The 302-nt window shown below is 47.4% G+C and carries 1 protein-coding gene; it reads left to right on the top strand.

Annotation, left to right across the window (positions count from 1 at the left end; translation table 11 throughout):
* The coding region (locus ACNKXV_RS14140; protein ID WP_417908355.1) for a hypothetical protein at nucleotides 1–302 on the top strand (302 nt) is incomplete at both ends.

The following is a 302-nucleotide window of genomic DNA, read 5'->3' as shown; positions in this document are numbered from 1 at the left end:
CATTGATTATCGAGGGAGTCAGGGTCTGACAGGTGGTACCTGCTTTCCCTTGCCCGTTTTCCCAAGTGAAAAAGATATTTCTGATGGATACCACATCTCCCCAAGTCCAGCTGAAAGTGGTCACGGGGATCGACTGATTGAGAATGATGGAAGTTTGACCGGTCAAATTGTCAAACAAACAGCTTTGCTGCTGATTAACGACCCTCACTCCATTGACAAAGATGTCATATACCATGGCGATGTTGTACGCACTTGTCGTACTTCCACCCAATTCCACGAAGATTCTACCGGTCACGACCGTC

Source organism: Christiangramia aquimixticola (assembly GCF_048285835.1).
GTDB classification, from domain to species: Bacteria; Bacteroidota; Bacteroidia; order Flavobacteriales; family Flavobacteriaceae; genus Christiangramia; species Christiangramia aquimixticola.
Note: the sequence above shows the minus strand (reverse complement) of the source record. Positions and strands in the feature narration are given on the sequence as shown.